This is a genomic window from Streptomyces sp. YIM S03343, assembly GCF_054729195.1.
Map to the genome: position 1 here is coordinate 6,057,807 of NZ_JBPUKX010000001.1, position 17,646 is coordinate 6,075,452.

The window sequence follows — 17,646 nt, forward strand, 5'->3', positions numbered from 1 at the left end:
GTCACACCCACGTCCGGGGGCGGTAACGGTTGGCACGTTCCACCAGGTCGATCCTCTCCTCGCCGCCCGTGGCCAGCCTGGCCAGCGTGCGGTACGAGCGCTCCAGGCCGAACCTGAGGCCCCGTTCGTCCAGTTCACTGCCGAGCAGTACGCGCCCGTCCGCGCCCGGGGGAACGGAACCCCGGCTACCGGAGAGTACCCAGTCGAGCGCGCTGCCGAGGACCTCCGTGGACAACTGCTCCCGGCGCGCCGGGTCGAGACCGTAGGTGTCCAGCGCCTCGACCTGCGCCGCAGCGGCCGCGAGATCCTCCAGGAACGGCGTGTCGGACGCCGTGGCGCCGCGCCGGCGCAATCGCGCCCGTACGGCGGCCACCCGCGCCGCCGTGTAGTGGATCGACGCCTCCGGCACCGACTCCAACGTCCGTACGGCACCGCGCCGGTCGCCCCCGGCCAACTGGACGCGGGCCAGGCCGAACGCGGAGCTGACATGGCTCGGGTCGGTCGACCACACCAGGCGGTAGTACTCGGCGGCGTTGTCGAGCTGGCCCAGCACCTCCGCGCACAGGCCGAGTGCCAGCTTGGGTGCCGTCTCGCCGGGGAAGGCGTCGTAGATCGCGTCGAAGGACAGCGCGGCGCCCTCGAAGTCGCCGGTGACCAGCGCCGCCACGCCCCGGTACCACACCACCCGCCAGTCGTCGGGCCGTTCGTCCTCCAGCGTGCCCAGCGCCGTCAGCGCCGCCTCGGAGTCGCCGTTCTCCAGCCAGGCGCGGATCTGCCGCAGCCGGGTCTCCACCGACGGCGCCGGAGCGGCGGCCAGCACGGCGATCAGCTCGGCGGGCCCGGGGGCCAGCAGGCCCGCCAGGAAACCGGCGTTGGGGTCGGCAGGGTCGACGCGCGGGACGGGCAGCGCGAGGGCGGCGGCCCTGGTGGGGACGGGTCTGACGATGCCCGCGGGGGAGGAGGGCAGTGCCTCCAGGGCGGGCGTGGCCTTTGTCGCCCGTACTCCCCGTACCCCCCGAGTCCCGAGCCGTGACACGTCGCCGTCCAGCTTCGGGAAGAGGTCGGTGTCCGTGACCCGTACCTCCGGGCCGAACAGTGTGGACAGCGACGGCCTCGCCCGGCCGGTCTGGAGCGACACGACCTCCCGCAGCACCCCCGTCAGCTGCTCGGCCATCTCCTGCGCGGAGGCGAACCGGCGTGCCGGGTCCGGGTCGGTGGAACGCACCAGGAGCCGGTAGAACGACTCGTAGCGGCGGAAGACCTCGATGGTGTCCGGGTCGGGCAGGGAGTCCACGAACACGGTCGTGTAGCCATGGAAGTCGAACGTCAGCACGGCGAGCGTACGGCCCACCGTGTAGAGGTCGGACGCCACCGAGGGGCCCACCTCGGAGACGTCGGGCGCCTGGTAGCCGACCGTGCCGTAGATCGCCGACTCGTCGTCGTCCATGCGGCGCACGGCGCCCATGTCGATCAGCTTGAGCTGGTCCTCGGTCTGGATGGCGTTGTCGACCTTGAAGTCGCAGTACAGCAGATTGCGGCTGTGCAGATGGCCGAGCGCCTCCAGGGCCTCGATGCCGTAGGCGCACGCCTGCTCCACCGGCAGCGGGTCGCGCCTGCCGTCCTCGGTGCGGCGGGAGTTGGCGATCTCCTTGAGCGACTTGCCGCCGACGTACTCCATGACGATGTAGCCGTCGAGGGAACCGGTGCGCTGGTCGAGATGCTCGACGAAGTTGTAGATCCGCACGATGTTGGCGTGCTCGATCTCCGCGAGGAAGCGCCGCTCGGAGATCGCCGCCGCCATGGCGTCCTGGTCGCCGGTGTCCAGCAGACCCTTGAGCACCACCCAGCGGTCCGCCACGGCCCGGTCCACGGCCAGATAGATCCAGCCCAGCCCGCCGTGCGCCAGACAGCCCGCCACCTCGTACTGGCCGTGCACCACATCACCGGCGCGCAGCTTCGGGACGAACGAGTACGGGTTGCCGCACTTGGTGCAGAAGCCCTCCGTACGGCCCGGCCGGTCACCGCGCGAACGGCCCACCGGCGCACCGCAGTCGGAGCGCGAGCAGAACCGCTTGCGCTCGGGCACCTCCGGGTTGTCCAGCACCATCGTGCGCGGATCGGGGCGCGGTATCTCGGGCACCTGCACCAGGCCCGCCCCGAGCCGGCTGCGCGAACCGCTGCCGGTGGAGGAGCCCGAGCTGCGCACCGACACCGAGCGCCCGCTGGAGGGGCCGGACAGCGAGCGTGACAGCCGCCCCGACACCGAGCGCCGCGACTTCGACGACTGCGACGACGTACGGGCGGAACGGCCGGAGCGCGAACTGCCGGTGCCCTCCGCGCCCTCGGGAGCGGTACCCGAGGTACCCGAAGCACTCGCGGGAGCGGACGCGGCCGCCACGGCCTTCGCCGAGACGACGGGGGCCAGCCCGCAGGTGTCGCAGTACAGCTCACCGCCGCCCATGTCCTCGTACGCGCCCTCGCACCCCGGCCGCTGGCAGCTCTGTCCCGCCTGGCTCATCACGACTCCCCCTTCCGGTCCTCGGGTCCGGCCTGCCCCGGCACCCGCGGGCCGCCGCCGAGCTGTTCGGCCGCCGCCTGCTGATACCGCAGCACCGCCTGCTCGGCCACCCGCAGATCACAGGGCGCGCTCCACAGCATCCGGCGCGCCGCGTCGTACCGCTCCACCAGCAGCGGATCCTCCGCCAGACCGTGCCGGGCCACCTTCGCCTTGTACGCGTCGAGACGGCCGCGCAGCTCGGCGCGGACCGCCAGCGGCGCGGTGACCGCGGTCAGCGACTCGCGGGCGCGCAGCAGTTCGTCCTCCGCCCGCTGCTCCAGCGACTCCAGCAGCGGCGACAGCCGGTGCCACTGGGCCTGTCTGCGGTACTCGGCGGCCGTCGACAACTGCTCGTGGAGCACTGTCGGCGGGCCGCTGACCACCGGCACCTCGGTGGCGGCGATCTTCGCCAGCACCTCGCCGCGCGCGGTGCGCGCCTCCGCCAGGGTGCGGTCGGCGCGGCTGAGCAGGTCGCGCAGCTTCACCAGCCGCTGCTCGGCGTCCTGACGGACCGTGAGCACGGCGTCGATCTCCCGGCGCACCTCCTCCAGGGCGCGCGCCTCACGGTCGTACACCGTGGTGTCCGGCCTGCCGCCGCCGGGCGCCGAACTGCCCTGCGCGGGCGTCCAGAACGCCAGCGGGTCGCTGACCACCTGCTCGCGCAGCTCGGTGAGGACGTGGGTGATGCGCTCCAGGTCGTCGCCCGCCGGATGCTCGCCGGGGCGGACACCGACCGAGTGCGCCAGCCGGCGCGTGCGCTGGAGCTCCGCGGCCAAGAGGTCTATCCGGGCGGGCAGCGCCGACCACACCGCGTCGGCGGTGACCACCACGTCCAGCGATGTCGCGTACAGGTCGTTCATCCGGTCGACCAGCGCGGCCAGCGAGTACCGCTCGCTGAGCCGGCCCAGGCCGCCGTAGAGGGTGGGCACGGCGGCGGTGGCCACGGCGGAGCCCGCGACGGTGACGCACTCGCCGCGCAGCAGTTCGGTCAGCTCCGCCAGGTCCTCACGGCTGGACCAGCGGCGCCGGGCGCGGATCTCCCGGGCGGTGCGCAGGGCGCCCGCGTAGGCGTCGAAATACGCCCACAGCAGGGTGACCGACGCCTCGGTGGTCGCCCAGCGGTCCTTGGTGACGCCGGTCAGCTCGGCGCCCTCGAGGAGTCTGCGGCCCGCGTGGTCCTGGAGCGCGAGGAGGGAGGTCTCGATCGCCTCGTGCTCCGCGCCGAGCCGCGCCAGCGCACGGTCCACCTCGTCCCGGTCCATCACCGGCCCGGGGGGTCCCGTGACGCCCATCGATCACCTCTCGCTGCTGGTCCGTGTGGTGGTGCCTGTGGTTGTGCCTGTGGTGGTGACTGTGACTGTGCCCGGTCTTCTGCCGGGTCCTGTGCCGTGGCCTGTGCCCGGTCCCGCGCCGGGTCCCGTGCCGGGGCCTGTGCGGATCGGCCGCCGTGCCGTCGTCACCGGTAGTGGGCCTCGGGCGGGGTCGCCGACGGGGAGTCCTTACCCAGCGTCGGAGACAGCCATTTGTCGTACGAGTCCTTCCAGCCTCCCCCGTTGCGGTACTGCTCCAGCGTGCGGTTGACCCGTCGCACCAGATCGTCGGCGGTCAGCTTCATCGCGACGCCGTAGTACTCGTCGGTGAAGGTGGTGCCCTTGAGCTCGGTCGTCGGGTCCTGCGCGGCCTGGCTCGCGGCGAGCGCGCCGTCGGTCACCACCGCGTCCGCCTCGCCGAGTTGCAGCCGCACCAGACAGTCGAGCTGGTTGGGCACGGTGAGGATCTTCGTGCTCGCCGGTATCTTCCGGGCCTTCTGGTCATCGGTGATCTTGTCGTACGCCGTGGAGGTGGCCGCCGTGCACACGCGCTTGCCGGCGAGCGTCTTGTCGTACCCGGTGATCGCCGAGTTCCGCGGGGCGAGCACCTGCTGGCCGGTCTTGAAGTACGGCGCGGAGAACCGCACCTGCTGGAGCCGGTCGCAGTTGATGGTCATGGTGCGGACCACCATGTCGACCTGGTCGTGCTGGATCGCCGGGATGCGCTGGTCGGTGGGGATCGCCTGGAAGTGGACCTTCTGCGCGTAGTCCGTGCCGCCGAAGAGGTCCTTCGCGATGGCGTACACCAGGTCGATGTCGAAGCCCTCCAGCTTGCCGGAGGGGTTGTTCGGGTTGAGATAGCCCCAGCGGTAGCTGTTCTGGTCGACGCCCACCGTCAGATAACCGCGCTCCTTGATGGTGGCGACGGTCTTCCCGTCGGCGCCGGACGGGGCCAGGCTCTGGTCCTGCGCCTTGCTTTCGTCGCACTGCCCGGCCCTGGTCTGGACGCCCTTCGCCGTTCCCTGGCCGCCGAGACCGGGCACGGCGCCGCCGCCGCGCGACTGGGTCAGCGGCAGCAGCAGGACGAAGGCCAGCGCGAGGGCGCAGACCGCCGCCATCGCACCCACTCCGCCCCAGCCCTTCAGACCGGCCCGCAGCCGCCGCACCGGGAATGCACGTGCCCGCATTGTCACGTCCCCTCTCACCGGTACTCCGACAGCCTGCGCCCGATACCCAGCACCGCACCGGCCGCGCCCAGCAGGGCGAGTACGGCCGCGCCCGCGACGAGACCGGTCATGGCGTCCAGACCGTCGCTCGCCGCCGACCTGAACTCCCGTGTCTCGTGCGTCAGCGCCTTGTTCAGGGACTCGTCGACGTTGTTGAAGCAGATGCTCGTCGAGGAGTCCTTCGAGGCGCCGATCACCCGGTCCCGGGCCTGCTGGTACTCACCCTTGTCGTTCAGTGCGCTCGCCTGCTCATGGCGTTCCTTCCACGCCTTCATCGACGAGTTCGCGATCTTCACCGGCGCGCGGCCCCCCGTGTCGTCGGCGAGCGCGTCGGCCTGTCCGAGCGCCTTGGCGAGATGGGCGATCTCCTGGTCGTAGCCCCAGTTGTAGACGTCGACCGAGGTGTCGTTCGCCAGCTTCTTGGTCTGGGCGCCGCGGCTGATCAGGAGGAGGTTCTCGTCGCCGCGGGCCGTGAGAGAGGCTATCTGCGCGTCGTGCAGCACGTTCAGCGAGCGCACCCCGTGGTCGTAGGAGTCGTTCAGACCCGCGCGTGCCACGCTGTGGCCGACGACCATCCACAGCAGGACGACCACTGTGGCGCCGCTCGCGGTCACCAGACCGTGGTTCAGGACCCGGTTGGTGCGCAGGAAGCTGCGCCGCTGCGCCCAGCCCAGCGCGCCGAGCGCGACCGCACCGAGCGCCATCGCCGCCCAGGGGTACGGCGTCGCGTCGTCGTAGTCGGCGCGCAGCCGCTGGTTCTCCCGCTGGTAGAGGGCCTGCGCCTTCGGCAGCATCTGGCCCTGCATGGTGTCGTTGGCGAGCCGCAGATAGGCGCCGCCGACCGGGAAGCCCTGGCGGTTGTTGGCGCGCGCCGACTCCACCAGGCCCTTGTAGCGCGGCAGCAGCTCGTTGAGCTGGGCGATGGTACGTGCTGAGGAGGACCCGGGGTCGGTGTTCGCGGCGGCCGTGACCAGCTTGGCCGCGGCGGTCCGCACGTCCTGCTCGTACTTGCTGCGGGTCGCGGCGGTCTCCTCCAGACCGGCCAGATAGCCGGTGGCAGCCATGGTGTTGGCGTCCGCGAGGGAGCGGTAGATGTCCGCCGCGTCGGAACTGAGCGGCTGGCTCCTGTGCAGCACGTCGTCCGCCGCGCTCTGCCTGCTCTCCGTCTGCCACGCGGCGACCGCGCCGAACGCGAGCACGACCAAGGCGAGGACGGCGCCGATGATGCGGAGCCTGCCGGGCTCGGTGACTGCGGCGGCGCGCAGTTGGTCGAGGCCCTCCTTGAACGCGGTCCGCTGCGCCGGCGTCGGCGCGGGCATCGGCGGCGTCGGCTGTGCCGGGCGCTCTGGTGGTGGTGCTACCGGCATCGTGGGTGCTCCCGGACCCGGCGGCGCCGTGCTGCTCTTCGGCGTCTGTGTCACTGCTGACCTCCCCCATGGTCATCTGTCGCCGCCAGTATCGCTGCCGCCACTGACATTTGCACCGGTCCTTGCCCTCCCGGGCCGGTGCGCCGCCCTCCGGGTCGGGGCAGAGTCTTCCAGTAACCCTTGCTGATGAATACGCCGGAGGCGGGGGATCGGTTCCCCACCAGCGGACTTCTGTTCCGTATTCGGGTGCGGGTTCGCCGTGGCTGGTCGCGCAGTTCCCCGCGCCCCTTCCGGACGGGCCCTGCGGGCCCTGTCCGGATCTGCCTAGCCGCGCCTCAAGGCGAGGGCACACCAGTTCCCGGTTCAGCCCTCCCGCGTCTGCCCTGTGGCTGCTCTCGTGCCTACCCCGCCTTGAAATGCGTTCGTACCCGCTCCAGCGCCCCCGCCTCCGCCCCCACCCGGTCCAGCCCCAGCAGTGCTGCGCCCAGGACCGGAGGAGCCGTCACCACCCGGGGTACCGCCTTCGGAGCCCGGGACGTGAGGAGTTCGCGGATTCTGGTGTCCAACTGGGTGTGTCCTGCGGCCAGGACACCGCCGCCCAGGACCACCGGGGTCTCCTCCTCCAGGAGGTCCAGGCGGGTCAGGGCGACTGTTGCCATGGTCACGACCTCCTCGGCCAGGCGGTCGACGACCGTGCGGGCCACCGGGTCGCCGTCGGAGGCCGTCGCGAAGAGCACCGGGGTCAGTTCGTGTCGGCGGTCGGGGGCGACGCGTTCCAGGTGCAGGGCCTCGATCAGGGCGTACATGGAGCCGAGCCCGAAGTGCGCCGGGAGGGTGCGGGCCAGTGCGGTGGGTCCGCCCCGGCCGTCCTCCGCGCGCGCCGCGAACCACAGCGCCTCCTCCGCCAGGCCCCAACCGCCGCCCCAGTCGCCGGAGATACGGCCCAGCGCCGGAAAGCGGGCGGTGCGGCCGTCGGGGCGCATGCCGACGCAGTTGATGCCCGCGCCGCACACCACGGCGACGCCGCGCGGCTCGTCGACCCCGGCCCGCAGGATCGCGAAGGTGTCGTTGCGGACGATCACCTCGCCGCCCCAGCCGCGTGCCGCCAGCGCGGCCGCCAACTGCTCCTCCTCCACGGGCAGATCGGCGTTGGCGAGGCAGGCCGAGATCTGCTCGACCCCTCGGACGCCCGCCGTGTCGTAGGCGCGCCTGATCGGTTCGGCGAGGGCGTCCACCGCCGTCTCCACACCGACGGCCGGGGGCCGGAACCCCCCGCCGCGGGCCGTGGCGAGGACCTGCCCGTCGCCCGCCACGACGGCCACGTCGGTCTTGCTGTTGCCGGCGTCGATGGCGAGGACGCCTGCGGTCAGGCCCACGCGAGGTGCTCCCGGTTGTGCGCGATCAGCTGGTCGGTGAGGGTGTCGGCGTACTCGTACTGGCCGACGAGGGGATGGGCGAGCAGCGTCCGGAACACCCGGTCGCGCCCGCCGCGCAGGGCGGCGTCGAGCGCCAGGTCCTCGTACGCGGTCACGTTCGCCATGAGGCCCGCGTAGAGCGGGTCGACCTGCGACACGGGCAGCGGCGCGCACCCCTTGGCGCCGACGGCGGCCTGCACCTCGATCACCGCGTCGTCGGGGAGGAAGGGCAGGGTGCCGCGGTTGTACGTGTTGACCACCTGGTAGGTGCTGCCGCCCCCGCCGAGCAGCGCCGCCGCGAGGTCCACCGCCGCCTCCGAGTAGTAGGCGCCGCCGCGCTTGGCGAGCAGTGCCGGTTTCTCGTCGAGCGCGGGGTCGGCGTACATGTCGAGCAACTTCCGTTCCATTTCGGCGACTTCGGCGGCGCGGGACCGGCTGGTGCGCAGTTCCCGTACGACCTCGTCGTGCGCGTAGTAGTAGCGCAGGTAGTACGACGGGACGACGCCGAGCCGGTCGACGAGCGTGCGGGGCAGATGCAGATCGGCGGCGATCTCGTCGCCGTGCTCGGCCAGCAGCCGCGGCAGCACGTCGTCGCTCTCGGGGCCGCCGAGCCGTACGCCGGTCTCCCAGGTGAGGTGGTTGAGGCCGACGTGGTCGAGGTGGACGTCGTGCGGCGGGACGCCGAGCAGCGCGGCGAACTTGCGCTGGAAGCCGATCGCGACGTTGCACAGCCCGACGGCCCGGTGCCCCGCCTGGAGCAGGGCCCGGGTGACGATGCCGACCGGGTTGGTGAAGTCGATGATCCAGGCGTCCGGGTTGGTACGGCGCACCCGTTCGGCGATGTCGAGCACCACCGGGACGGTGCGCAGCGCCTTGGCGAGGCCGCCCGCACCGGTCGTCTCCTGGCCCACGCAGCCGCACTCCAGCGGCCAGGTCTCGTCCTGCTGACGGGCCGCCTGCCCGCCGACGCGCAGCTGGAGCAGCACCGCGTCGGCGCCGTCGATCCCGGCGTCGAGGTCGGCGGTGGTCACGACCCGGCCGGGGTGCCCCTGCCGCGCGAAGATGCGCCGGGCCAGTGAGCCGACCAGCTTCAGGCGTTCGGCCGCCGGGTCGACGAGGACGAGTTCCTCCACGGGCAGCGTGTCACGCAACCGGGCAAATCCGTCGATGAGTTCGGGGGTGTAGGTCGAGCCTCCGCCGACCACGGTGAGTTTCATGAAGATTCAGCCCTTCACTCCGGTGAGGGTGACACCCTCGACGAACGCCCGCTGGGCGAAGAAGAACACGACGATCACGGGGGCCATGACCAGAACGGTGGCCGCCATGGTGAGGTTCCAGTCGGTGTGGTGCGCGCCCTTGAACGACTCCAGGCCGTACGACAGCGTCCACGCGCCCGGGTTCTCCGAGGCGTAGATCTGCGGGCCGAAGTAGTCGTTCCAGGCGTAGAAGAACTGGAAGAGCGCGACCGCGGCGATGCCCGGCTTGGCCATCGGCAGGATCACCCTCAAGAGTGTCTTGAGGTCGCCGCAGCCGTCCACCTTGGCCGCGTCGACGTACTCGTTGGGGATCGTCATCAGGAACTGCCGCAGCAGGAAGATGGAGAACGCGTCACCGAACGCCATCGGGATGATCAGCGGCCACAGGGTTCCCGACAGGTCGAGCTGCTTGGCCCAGAACAGATACATCGGGATGATGACCACCTGCGGCGGCAGCATCATCATGGAGATCACCAGCATCAGCGCCACGTTGCGCCCGCGGAAGCGGAACTTGGCGAGCGCGTACGCCACCGGGATCGACGACGCGACGGTGAGGACGGTGCCGAGACCGGCGTAGATGAGGGTGTTGCGCCACCAGGTGAGGAAGCCCGGGGTGTCGAAGACCTTCCTGTAGTTGCCCCATTCCCAGGTGTGCGGGATCAGGTCCCGGCTCAGTGCCTGGGTGTCGCTCATCAGCGAGGTCAGGAACACGAACACGAACGGCAGGGTGAAGAACAGGGCGGCGGCGACGCCGAGGGAGTGCACGGCGATCCACTCCAGCAGCGCCCGGCGCCGCGCGGTGCGCTCGGCGGGCGTGACCGGAGTCTTCAACCGCGCAGGCTTTTCAAGGACTTGCGTCATCATTCACCTGCCTGGATGAGACCGCCCCGGCGCCGCATCAGCAGCGCGGTGAACACCATCGACAGGGCGAAGAGGACGAGGGCCACCACGCAGGCGGAGCCGTAGTCGAAGCGCTGGAAGCCGAGGTTGTACACCAGTTGGGGAAGGGTGAGCGTCGACTTCTCCGGGTAGCCCGGCTCGAACTGCTGGCCGGCGCCCTGGATCACGCCCGAGGCGACCTTCCCGGCGATCAGCGGCTGGGTGTAGTACTGCATGGTCTGGATGACCCCGGTGACGACGGCGAACATCACGATCGGCGAGATGTTCGGCAGCGTGACATAGCGGAACCGCTGCCAGGGGGACGCGCCGTCCAACTCGGCGGCCTCGTACTGTTCCTTGGGCACGTCGAGCAGTGCGGCCATGAAGATGACCATCAGGTCGCCGACGCCCCACAGGGCGAGCAGGGTGAGGGCGGGCTTGGACCAGGCCGGGTCGTTGAACCAGGCCGGGGCGGGAATGCCGGCCTTCTCCAGAAGGGAGTTGACCGGGCCCGTACCGGGGTTGAGGAGGAAGGCGAAGGCCATGGTCGCGGCGACCGGCGGGGCCAGGTAGGGCAGATAGAACAGGGTGCGGAAGACTCCCGTGCCGGTCTTGATCTTCGTGATGAGGAGCCCGACGCCGAGCCCGAACAGCACCCGGAGCGTGACCATCACCAGGACCAGCCACAGGGTGTTGCGCAACGCGGGCCAGAAGTACGGGTAGTTCTCGAAGACGTACGTCCAGTTCTTCGTCCCGCTCCACGTCGGCGCCCGGAAGCCGTCGTAGTGCATGAAGGAGAAGTAGACCGTCGAGATCAGCGGATACGCGAAGAACACCGCGAAGCCGATGAGCCAGGGCGACATGAAGGCGGCCGTGCGAAGCGCCGCCCTGCGGCGCTTCGACGCGAGCGTGACCGTGCTCATCGCTACTTGGCCTGTGCGATGTCCGTGTCGATCTGCTTGGCCGTGGCGGCCAGACCTGCGTCCAGGTCCTTGGCCTTGCCGCTCTCGTAGTCGTACCCGAGGTTCTGGATCGTGACGAGGTACACGCCGCCGTTGACGGACGCGGGGGTGGTGGTGGAGTTCGGGTTCGCCGCGACGTCCAGGAACGTCTTGAAGCGCGGGTCGTACTTCAGCTTCGGGGACTTGAGGGCGGCGAGGGTGGAGGGCACGTTGTGGATGCCGTTGGAGAAGTTCACCACCGCGTCGGTGTCCGTGGTGATGTACTTGACGAACTCCCAGGCCGCGTTCTGCTTGTGGCTGGTGGCGGCGATACCGGTGATGGTGCCGGTGATGTAGCCCTTGCCGTACTGGTTCGCCTGGTCGTCGGGCACGGGCAGCGGGGCGACGCCGATCTCGAAGTTCGTCTTGGCCGCCGTCGCCATGCCGAGCCGCCACTCACCGTCGAGCTGCATGGCGACCTGGCCGGTGTGGAAGGGGTGCTTCTCGCCCCACTCGTCGCCGAGGGTGGAGCGGAACTTCTCCAGCTTCTGGAAGCCGCCGAGTCCGTCGACGAGCTTCTTCTGGAGGGTGAAACCGGCCTTGAACGCGGGGTCCTTGGCGAGGGCGGACTTGCCGTTCGAGTCGAAGTACGTCGGGGAGAACTGCGCGAAGTAGTGCTCGGTGGTGGACTCCCAGCCGTGGTAGTCCGGCATGAACCCCAGCTGCTTGTAGCTGTCGCCCTGAGTAATCGTCAGTTTCTTCGCGTCGGCGAGGAATTCGGACCAGGTGCGGGGCGGGCTGGTGATGCCGGCCTTCTTGAAGGCGGTCTTGTTGTAGTAGAGCCCGTACGCGTCGCCGAGCAGCGGGGCAGCGCAGCGGTTGCCGTCGTACTGGGTGTACTCGTTCATCGCTCTCGGGAACGTCATCCCGGGGTTGATCTTCGCCTTCTTGAAGAAGGGGTTCAGGTCGACCAGCGCGCCCGACGAACAGAACTTGCCCACGTTGTTGGTGGTGAAGGAGGAGATGACGTCCGGGGCCTTGCTGCCGCCGGTTCGCAGCGACTGGTTCATCTTGTCGTCGGTCATGTTGCCGACGACGTTCACATGGATGTTGGGGTGCGCCTTCTCGAACCCGGCGACCAGCGTCTTCACGGCCTTCACCTCGGAGGGGGCGCTCCAGGCGTGCCAGAAGTTGATGGTCGTCTCCTTGGAGGCGTCGTCGTCGGCACCGGAGGAGGACTGACCGGTGCAGGCGGAGGCGGCGAGCAGCACGACGGAGACAGACAGGGCGAAAGCCGTCTTTCGGACCGCGTGAGGTATGGCGTCGGGCATGGCTGGGTCTCCCTGGGGCGGGACGGTGAGGTGGGTGGGCTTGCGAAGGGGGGTCTGAAGGCCGGTGGGGCGTCAGTGGGAGGTTCGGGAGGTGTCGAAGACCTCGTCGCGGGTGGCGGCGAGAGCGCGTTCCAGCGCGCCCCGCAGCACGGGATGTTCACGGACGTCGCCCACCACCAGCCGGGGCCGGGAAGCGGCCAGCTCCTCCAGCTCGGCCTGGACGAGGGCGCGCAGCACCTCGCCCCCGGCAGTGAGGGAGGCGCCGCTGAGGACGACGAGTTCGGGGTCGAGGACGGACACGAGCGAGGCGAGACCGGTGGCCAGCCGGGTCGCGTAGGTGTGCAGGAACCGCCGGTACGGTTCGTCGGTGCGGTCCGCGGCCGAGGCCACGAGGGCGGCGGCGGCCTCGGCGTACGGGCCCGCCGGGACGCCGGTGACGCCGAGGTCCCGGGCGAGCCCCGGGAGGGCCTGGGAGCCGGCGAGTTCCTGGTAGCCGCCGCTGTTGGCCCTGGTCACCTGGCGCACCAGCGGGGCGCCCGGCACCGGCAGGAACCCGACCTCGCCCGCGCCGCCGGTCCAGCCGCGGTGCAGCCGCCCGCCGAGCACCAGGGCGGCACCGAGGCCCTCCTGGTTCCACAGCAGTACGAAGTCGCCGTGCCCGCGGGCGACACCGAGCCGCTGCTCGGCGAGGGCCACGAGGTTGACGTCGTTCTCGTACTCCACCGGGATGGGCAGGGCGGCGGCGAGTTCGTCGAGCAGTGCGGGGGAGTGCCAGCCGGGCAGATGGGAGGCGTAGCGCAGGCGGCCGGTGCCGGGGTCGAAGGCGCCGGGGGTGCCGATGACGAGCCGGTGGAGGTCGGCGCGGGCCAGCCCCGCCGCCTTCACGGCGCCGTCGAGGGCGTCGGTCACCTGCTGTACGACGCTCTGCGCGGACCGCCGCCCGGGGGTCGGCAACTTGTATTCGCCGACCGTGCGGCCGGTGATGTCGGCGACGGCGGCGCGGATGCGCACCGGGTTGACGTCGAGCCCGGCGGCGTATGCGGCGGCCGGGTTGACCGAGTAGAGCTGGGCGCTGGGTCCGGGGCGCCCCTCGCTGGTGCCGGTGGCGACCACCAGACCGGCCGACTCCAGCCGGGCGAGCAGCTGGGAGGCGGTCGGCTTGGAGAGCCCGGTGAGCTTGCCGAGCCGGGTGCGCGACAGGGGCCCGTGCTCCAGAAGGAGACCGAGGGCGGCGCGGTCGTTCATGGCCCGCAGGACACGCGGGGTGCCCGGCGTACCGGCCGTTCCTGCCATGTTGTACGACACCCGCCTTCCAGTGGCCTACCCTCCCAGCGACAGGGAAGGGCTGTCCACCCGATGATCAGCCCTTGATCACTGTTAGGAAAGTTTCCTATCGGATGCGAGGAAGGTAGGCCGCCGTGAAGGGGGCGTCAAGGGAAACCGCCCCCCAGGCAACAGACTCGTTACCTGGAGGGCGGCGGGTGATGGCGGCAGGACCGCCGGTCAGAAGGTCAGAAGGTCAGACCTTGAACTCCTACGACTCCTACGACTCCTACGACTCCACCACGACATGGTCACCGGCGGCCTTCGCGGCGCCGGTGGTCGTGGTGCCCGCGAAGACATAGCGGTAGTAGCCGCTCTTCGATGTCTTCACCGTGGTGGACAGGGCCCCCGCAGTGCCGGACGTCACGGTCTTGACGTCCTTGTAGGTGCTGGTGCCGTCGGTCCGGAACTGCAGGACGGCCTTCTGCCCCACGTATCCGACGTACTTGCCGCTGGCCCAGCTGGCGCGGGTCAGGGCGCCCTTGACGGTGATCGTCTTGCCCTGGACCGCGGGCTCGGGGGTGGCGTTGACGGTCAGCCTGGCGGCGCGCTGCACCTTCGCGGTGGTCAGATTGCCCCAGATCGCCGCGTTGGACTCGGAGCTGAGGAAGTCGTCCGAGACAGTGCTCTCGCCGTGGACGTACAGGCCCCCCGCCTTCCACGTGGTGGCGTCCGCGGCCTCGTACAGATCGCCGTCCGGGTCGATCGTGATCTTCTCGGAGCAGCTCTCGGTGACCGTGGTGTCCGTGGTGGCGGTCGTCGTGCAGGTGGGCATGACGGCCGGGTCCAGTTCGTTGCTGAGCGACTTCAGCGTGCCGCGGTAGAGGATCACCGCGGCGAACGTCTTCTTGTTGTCGATGACCAGGTCGGCGGGCCGGGTCATGGTGTACGTCACCGGCACGGTCACCGTCTTGGTGGTGCCGACGACGATCGCCTTCCCGTGGTTGACGGTCACGTCGGAGAAGACCAGGTTCGGTGTGGCCGCCGAGGCGGCGGGCGCTGCCAGACCGGCCAGAGCCAGGGCGCCGCACACGACGGCGCCTGTGGCGAGCTTTCTCATGGATCCCCACCTTCGATAACAGACCCCGGGCGACGTCGCGCTCCAGAACAAGGCCTGTTTGCGAGGCCGACACTAGATGATCAAGATGCGCAAGATCAGGCGTCCGCGCTGTGAATACCGTTTGAATCCGGACCTGGATCCGCTTGATCCCCTTGGGCCGTTCAGAGCCACTTCGGCCTACGCCGTACCGATGTGTCGCAACTGCGTCGCGATCTTCATTTCCGCTGGTCGGGGGCATACAGTCTGACCCTCCGCTCTGGTCCGCTCCCTCGGACGGATGGACGGACGGGTCCGGTACGGAACGAGTGGAACGGTGACGCATGGCCCAGCGGCTACGGCTCCTGTCGGCGCTCGCACTGATCGCCTTCGTGGACATGGCGCCGGGGCTGGCGGGGCCGGCCCTGCTGACCTTCGTCGACGACGGGGTCTCCTGGTCGACGATGGCCGATGCCGCTGTCTTCCTGCCGATCTTCGCGCTGCTGTCGCTCGTCCTCGCCGTCTGCCGGGCCGCCGCCCTGGCCCGCCGGGCGCGTGATACAGGCATCCCCCTCACCGCCGATGCCTTGAACGTCACCCAGACACACGCCCTCCAGGGGGTGCCGTTCCCGCACATACGGGCCGAACTGGGCAGCGGGAAGCGGGGATTCGCTGTCGCGGGGGCGAACGACGGAAACCGGGTGCTGCTGCGCTGGCGCCCGTTCCGCACCAAGACGACGGTCCGGGTCTCGGTGATCTTCGACGAGCCCTCGGGGGAGGCCCGGATGCAGGTGACCGCGACCGAGGGACCGAACCGAACGCCCCTGCTGCGCCGGGGTGCCGCCTTCGTCGCGCTGTGCCAGATCGTGCGGTCGGTCACGCCAGCGGACGGGGCGGGGAGAGCCGCGAAGTGAAACGAGCCGTCCGGTAAGGCGCCCGGTGCGCGTCCGTCAGAGCTCTTCGAGGAAGGGCGCCGTGTCCAGGGTGGGGTACGGGTCCGGGAGGTCGAGGGGCTGGCCGAGGTCCACTTTGGTCTCGTCGTCGTAGTACGCCTCGGTGGGGTCGTCGCCGGGGAGGATCGGGCTGGAGTAGCAGTGCGCCGTCCTGGTCCTGCGGTTGATCAGGACGTATACCGGGATCCCCGCGGCGGCATAGGTGCGGAGCTTGGGGCCGGTGTCGGTCCAGTGGTTCGACGAAGTGACCTCACCGACCAGGCCGATCATGTCGACGGGGTACCAGCCCTTGTGAGCTTTGCGGTACGACTCGTCGAGTTCGGACGCCCTGCGGCGGCGGACGTAGAAGTCCGGGATGATCAGCGCCATGGTGCCGCCGTCCTTCTTGGCGGCCCGGTAGCCGTTGCCCATGCCCACGAGGCGGAATCCGGCTGCACGGAACTGGTAGCCGAGTTCGAAAGCCCCGTCGTTGTGGTTGTCATCCGGTTGCGGCGGCACGATGACCGTCCCCTCGACGTACTCGGGTCGAATCGGCACGGGGGATGCCTCTTCGATCGCGCTCAACAGGTCGATGGGGTCCACCTGCGTCATGACCGGCTCCATGATCGGTTCGGCGCTCATCGCGGTTCTCCTCGTCATGCTGGTGCCAGGCTAAGCCCGCGCCGGGTGCCCCGGCAGAACAATGGCGGGCGACGCGCTCACCCCGCCGGGCAATGGTGCTTGATCACTCGAATGAGTGTGCAGAACCGTTCCGCTCGGCGTTCGTGTGACGTGCGCGCGAAGAAGCGGCGTCCTGCCCGTACCGGCAGGACGCCGCTTCTTGTAAAACGTACGGCCGTACTCCTGGTCGGCCCCTACCGTGTCGGCGGCCGCTGCGGCCCTATCGGGGTGGCCGCCTGCGTCTGCGGGGACTCGGCGTTGGAGAAGACGGACGGGGCGGCGACCGCGGCGCTCGGGTCGTCCGGTTCCTCCTCCACCGGGACCGCCGGACCGCCCACGATCGGGATGTCGGCGGCCCTGAAGGCGTGCTTGATGCGCCAGCGCAGCTCGCGCTCCACCGACACCGACTTGCCCGGCATGGTCTTCGCCGAGATGTGCACGACCATCGAGTCCAGCAGCACGCTGTCCAGGCCGAGGACCTCGATCGGGCCCCAGAGCAGCTCGTTCCAGGGCTCCGACTTGGCCATGTGCTCCGCGACCTCGTTCAGGGTCCCCTTGACCTTGTCGAGGTCCTCCGACGCCTTCACGGTCACATCGACGCCCGCCGTCGCCCAGCCCTGGGAGAGGTTGCCGACGCGCTTGACCTCGCCGTTGCGGACGTACCAGATCTCGCCGTTGGCGCCGCGCAGCTTGGTCACCCTCAGACCGACCTCGATGACCTCGCCGGTGGCGACACCCGCGTCGATCTGGTCGCCGACGCCGTACTGGTCCTCCAGGATCATGAACACACCGGACAGGAAGTCCGTGACGAGATTGCGGGCGCCGAAGCCGATGGCGACGCCCGCGACACCGGCGGACGCCAGCAGCGGTGCCAGATTGATCTCGAACGTGGACAGGATCATCAGCGCGGCCGTGCCGAGGATCAGGAACGACGCGACCGACCTGAGCACCGAGCCGATCGCTTGCGAGCGCTGGCGCCGCCGCTCCGCGTTGACCAGCAGCCCGCCCAGGGACGTCCCGTCGACCGCCTGGACCGTCCGGCTCATCCGGTCGATCAGCTTGGTGATCGACCGTCGCACCACCGTTCTCAGCACCAGCGCGATCACCAGGATGAGCAGCACCCTGAGACCGATGGCGAGCCAGGTGGACCAGTTCTGCTCGACCCAGCTCGCAGCGTGGTTCGCGCTCTCCTGAGCGTCCTGGAGCGTGGGCACCACCGGAGCCGTCGACCCGGAGGGGGTCGGCGTCGGCGACGGTGACGGCGACGAACCGGCGGCCGTGAGGACGGCGGACAAGGACACTACGGGTACCTCCAGGCGTTGCGCCGCCCCGCCGGTGCGAGTGGGCAAGGTCACGAAAAGGTCACCGGGTAGGGGCAGGACCACCACACTA

14 protein-coding genes are annotated in these 17,646 nt (G+C 70.2%); 1 reads left to right on the plus strand and 13 read right to left on the minus strand.

Features of this window, described 5'->3' with window-relative positions; genetic code table 11:
- Window position 1: 1 nt before the first annotated feature.
- The 11 genes from ACSYGN_RS26430 to ACSYGN_RS26480 all read right to left on the minus strand — a co-directional run bounded on the left by ACSYGN_RS26430 (window position 2) and on the right by ACSYGN_RS26480 (window position 14,665).
- Window positions 2–2,518, minus strand: coding sequence for a serine/threonine-protein kinase (locus ACSYGN_RS26430; protein ID WP_460399780.1), 2,517 nt, complete (start codon window positions 2,516–2,518; stop codon window positions 2–4).
- Window positions 2,518–3,849, minus strand: coding sequence for a coiled-coil domain-containing protein (locus ACSYGN_RS26435; protein WP_460399782.1), 1,332 nt, complete (start codon window positions 3,847–3,849; stop codon window positions 2,518–2,520). Before ACSYGN_RS26435 ends, ACSYGN_RS26430 begins: the two co-directional genes overlap by 1 nt.
- Window positions 3,850–4,013: 164 nt before the next feature.
- Window positions 4,014–5,054, minus strand: a complete 1,041-nt coding sequence (locus ACSYGN_RS26440) for a glutamate ABC transporter substrate-binding protein (RefSeq protein WP_460399784.1) — start codon at window positions 5,052–5,054, stop codon at window positions 4,014–4,016.
- Window positions 5,055–5,068: 14 nt separating this feature from the next.
- Window positions 5,069–6,460: a hypothetical protein gene (locus tag ACSYGN_RS26445; protein WP_460399786.1), complete on the minus strand. Its 1,392-nt coding sequence runs from the start codon at window positions 6,458–6,460 to the stop codon at window positions 5,069–5,071.
- 401 nt (window positions 6,461–6,861) lie between these two features.
- On the minus strand, window positions 6,862–7,836 hold the full coding sequence (locus ACSYGN_RS26450) for an N-acetylglucosamine kinase (RefSeq protein WP_460399788.1): 975 nt from the start codon (window positions 7,834–7,836) through the stop codon (window positions 6,862–6,864).
- The gene (locus ACSYGN_RS26455; RefSeq protein WP_460399790.1) at window positions 7,827–9,092 is read right to left on the minus strand and encodes a 6-phospho-beta-glucosidase; all 1,266 of its coding nucleotides are present in this window, start codon (window positions 9,090–9,092) and stop codon (window positions 7,827–7,829) included. Before ACSYGN_RS26455 ends, ACSYGN_RS26450 begins: the two co-directional genes overlap by 10 nt.
- 6 nt (window positions 9,093–9,098) lie before the next feature.
- On the minus strand, window positions 9,099–9,992 hold the full coding sequence (locus tag ACSYGN_RS26460; RefSeq protein ID WP_460399792.1) for a carbohydrate ABC transporter permease: 894 nt from the start codon (window positions 9,990–9,992) through the stop codon (window positions 9,099–9,101).
- Window positions 9,992–10,933: a carbohydrate ABC transporter permease gene (locus ACSYGN_RS26465; RefSeq protein ID WP_460399794.1), complete on the minus strand. Its 942-nt coding sequence runs from the start codon at window positions 10,931–10,933 to the stop codon at window positions 9,992–9,994. Before ACSYGN_RS26465 ends, ACSYGN_RS26460 begins: the two co-directional genes overlap by 1 nt.
- A 2-nt stretch (window positions 10,934–10,935) precedes the next feature.
- Complete coding sequence (locus tag ACSYGN_RS26470) at window positions 10,936–12,282, minus strand: ABC transporter substrate-binding protein (protein ID WP_460399796.1); 1,347 nt, start codon at window positions 12,280–12,282, stop codon at window positions 10,936–10,938.
- Between the two features lie 72 nt (window positions 12,283–12,354).
- A complete protein-coding gene (locus tag ACSYGN_RS26475; RefSeq protein WP_460399798.1) occupies window positions 12,355–13,575 on the minus strand; it encodes an ROK family transcriptional regulator in 1,221 nt (406 codons plus the stop codon).
- 259 nt (window positions 13,576–13,834) lie between these two features.
- A complete protein-coding gene (locus ACSYGN_RS26480) occupies window positions 13,835–14,665 on the minus strand; it encodes a hypothetical protein (RefSeq protein WP_460399800.1) in 831 nt (276 codons plus the stop codon).
- A gap of 320 nt (window positions 14,666–14,985) precedes the next feature.
- Here ACSYGN_RS26480 and ACSYGN_RS26485 point away from each other — a divergent pair, with 320 nt between their 5' ends.
- Entirely contained in the window at window positions 14,986–15,555 is a 570-nt protein-coding gene (locus ACSYGN_RS26485) for a hypothetical protein (protein WP_460399802.1), read from the plus strand.
- Window positions 15,556–15,591: 36 nt separating this feature from the next.
- On the opposite strand, the gene ACSYGN_RS26490 is transcribed toward ACSYGN_RS26485, so the two are convergent.
- Both ACSYGN_RS26490 and ACSYGN_RS26495 read right to left on the minus strand, forming a co-directional pair.
- On the minus strand, window positions 15,592–16,215 hold the full coding sequence (locus ACSYGN_RS26490; RefSeq protein WP_460399804.1) for a Uma2 family endonuclease: 624 nt from the start codon (window positions 16,213–16,215) through the stop codon (window positions 15,592–15,594).
- A gap of 233 nt (window positions 16,216–16,448) precedes the next feature.
- On the minus strand, window positions 16,449–17,555 hold the full coding sequence (locus tag ACSYGN_RS26495) for a mechanosensitive ion channel family protein (RefSeq protein WP_460403761.1): 1,107 nt from the start codon (window positions 17,553–17,555) through the stop codon (window positions 16,449–16,451).
- Window positions 17,556–17,646: the final 91 nt, after the last annotated feature.